Source organism: Sporomusa sp. (assembly GCF_035561155.1).
Lineage (GTDB): Bacteria > Bacillota > Negativicutes > Sporomusales > Sporomusaceae > Sporomusa.
On record NZ_DATMYD010000159.1, the window covers coordinates 1 to 2,898 of the forward strand.

Annotated in this window: 2 protein-coding genes and 2 tRNA genes; all 4 read left to right on the forward strand. The window is 46.4% G+C overall.

The window, feature by feature from the left end; translation table 11 throughout:
* Nucleotides 1-66 precede the first annotated feature (66 nt).
* The 4 genes from VN447_RS21975 (at nt 67) to VN447_RS21990 (ending at nt 2,697) form a co-directional block, all read left to right on the forward strand.
* Nucleotides 67-141, forward strand: a tRNA-Glu gene (locus tag VN447_RS21975).
* Between the two features lie 103 nt (nt 142-244).
* Nucleotides 245-320: transfer RNA gene (locus VN447_RS21980), tRNA-Val, on the forward strand.
* Nucleotides 321-462: 142 nt separating this feature from the next.
* The gene (locus tag VN447_RS21985; protein ID WP_325528380.1) at nt 463-2,106 is read left to right on the forward strand and encodes a sensor histidine kinase; all 1,644 of its coding nucleotides are present in this window, start codon (nt 463-465) and stop codon (nt 2,104-2,106) included.
* A 75-nt stretch (nt 2,107-2,181) separates the two neighbouring features.
* Nucleotides 2,182-2,697 carry a transcription repressor NadR gene (locus VN447_RS21990; RefSeq protein WP_325528382.1) on the forward strand — a complete coding sequence of 172 codons (516 nt, stop codon included), beginning with the start codon at nt 2,182-2,184 and terminating at the stop codon, nt 2,695-2,697.
* The last annotated feature ends 201 nt before the right edge of the window (nt 2,698-2,898 follow it).

Sequence of the window (2,898 nt, forward strand, 5' to 3'; positions counted from 1 at the left end):
AGTTGGTAGAGCAATCGGCTGTTAACCGATCGGTCGTAGGTTCGAGTCCTACTCGAGGAGCCATCTGGCCCGTTGGTCAAGCGGTTAAGACACCGCCCTTTCACGGCGGTATCAAGGGTTCGATTCCCTTACGGGTCACCAACAATGTTGCCACTCTGTGGCTACTAATATGTCCTGCGTGGTCTAAAATCAAATTATCCACCTTAATAAAGTAGGGTAATATGGTTTCAACGCAGACGAACACGGGCGATTAGCTCAGCCGGGAGAGCGCCTGCCTTACAAGCAGGATGTCGGCGGTTCGATCCCGTCATCGCCCACCATAGCAAAAGAAGCTTTCAGTGTAGTCTGAAGGCTTCTTTTGCTTTTTATTTTTATTTGTGAAAAATACATCAAAGCATAGCTTATTTAGCAGGAAAAGTCTGAATTTTGGCGAATTATGTCAAAATAAGGTGGTGACGAGTCTTGCTTTCCGGAAGTAAAAATAGAGCAGTGACGGTAGTGATTGGTACAGTTCTGGTGGCAATCATCGGTGGCTTGATCGGTAATTATTTTAATTATCAGTACCGGATTGTAGTGGCAGGAGAGCGGGAGCGGCTTGCCGTGACAGCCAATTATCTGGATATGTATTTCAATACCCGGCTGGCAGGGCTAAAGATGTTAGCCGCCTGTCCTGGTGTCAAAAGTCTTAAACCTGAGCTGGCGCAAATAGATTTATTGGCGGCAACTGATGTCCTGGGGCTTGCTAATGTCGGGCTATATGATCGGAATAGTCGCCTAATTACTGACCTTTGGACAATGCCAGGCTATGGCCGCTCACCCTTTGAACAATGGAATTATAATAAAAATTTTGAGGTTGCCCTGTCAGGGCAAATCGCGGTATCTGACCGGATCGTTTACGGGAGCATTGAGAATGCCTATATTAACATATTAGTTCCTATCACAGACGGCAGTGACAAGGTAAATGGAGTCTTATCAGCTCATGTGCCTATTAGTGATATAAGCTTATCTGTGCTGCGGGAAAGTATGCCAGAGAACCAGTATATTTTTGTTATTGACAGTAGTGCGCAGGTAGTCCACCATCCCCGTTTGATAGAGCTTTACCCGGAATGCTCTTTGTACAAAGATCAGTTTAGCGGTATGTTAAATAATAAATCAGGTATGAAGGAATTTAATTCGTTTTTGGACGGCATGGATAAATTGTTTATCTATACTGACTTATATAATGCTAATTGGCGAGTGATCATGGCAATGCCGCTTAACGCTGTGTATGCCAGAGTTCTGAGCAAATCGCTGGAAGATGCAGCTAGTTTCTTTTTTCTAGCTATTTGCTTTGGACTTTTATATGGGGTCTGGCGTCAGGCCAAGCGACATGAACGGGAACGGGAGCAGCTGCGCATGGAGCGTATGGTCTGTGTTAATCAGCTGGCCGCCGGGATTGCCCACGAAATCAGAAACCCGCTTACTGCAATAAAAGGCTTTATTCAGCTCATGGCACGGCGGAACGACAGACCGCCGCGGCCCGAGCACCTGGAGATCATCGTTGCCGAAATCGGCCGGATAGACAGTCTGATTAGCGAGTTTCAGATGTTGGCGCGGCCACCTAAAGAGCCGGTTTTTGAAAAGGTGAACATTTGCAAACTGTTGCAGGATGTTACGTTTCTGATGGAAGGCCAACTACATACTAAAAATGCTGCTGTCACTGTAAAAATGCCTGCTTTAGGTTGTACCGCCGTTGGTGATATCTCTCAGCTTAAGCAAGTCTTCATTAATTTACTGAAAAATGCTGTAGAAGCAGTGCCTAATGAGGGGCGAGTCGTCGTCGCTGTTGGCAGACAGCAGGGCATGATGGCAATAACTATAGAAGACAATGGGAATGGAATCCCCGCGGAGATCATTGACAAATTAGGTACCCCTTTCTTTACGACTAAGGAATACGGTACTGGTCTGGGGTTGTCGGTATGTTATAGCATTGTTCAAAATCATGGCGGCAAAATAACCGTAGCCAGCCAAGTCGGCCAAGGAACTACTTTTACTGTATTATTGCCGGCAGCAGGCGATGAGAGCGTGCCGCTGACTGTAGATGAGCAATGCAGTTTCGGTATATAATAGAGGGGGATAACCTTCGTATAAGGTGGCAAGCGCATAGGCTCAGATGGTGCAATCCGGAGGAGTGAGATTTTTATGGAAGCAAAAGAACGGCGTGAACAGATCATCAGTCTGCTGAAATGTACTGGGCAGCCACTGACCGGTACGGCGCTGGCTAAAGAGCTAGGGGTAAGCCGGCAGGTGATTGTGGGTGACGTTGCTATATTACGGGCGTCCGGCATTGAAATTTATGCCACACCGCAAGGCTATGTCATTTTGCCGACAACTGCCAGAGACACAGTTACAGCTAGATTTGCCTGCCACCATAGTGCTGAGCGCATGGAAGAAGAGCTTGCGGCTATTGTCGATAATGGTGGCCGGGTGCTTGATGTCAGTGTCGAGCATCCCGTATATGGTGAAATTAAAGCCAACCTGATGCTGGCTTCCCGCCGTGATTTGGCCGAGTTTTTACATAAATCAGCTAAGAGTGGTGCTACACCACTGTCAGTTGTTACCGGCGGTGTGCATCTGCATACAGTGGAAGCGCCATCGATCGAGGTTTTGCATAAAATTGCCGCTGAACTTAAGATGCTGGGGATACTGCTTGACTGAAGCGATACCAAGAGGATAAATATGGATTTGATAACAATAGAAAAAGGCTGTCGGCTTATGTGGAGGCCACTGAAAAAGTCCCTTTAATACTTAAAAAGGTATAGACCCTCAAGAAAACTGAGGAGGCTGTACCTTTTTTCCTGTATAATAAAGGTATTAAAGGGAGCAGGTGAGTCAAATGATTCAACAACAACAATCTAT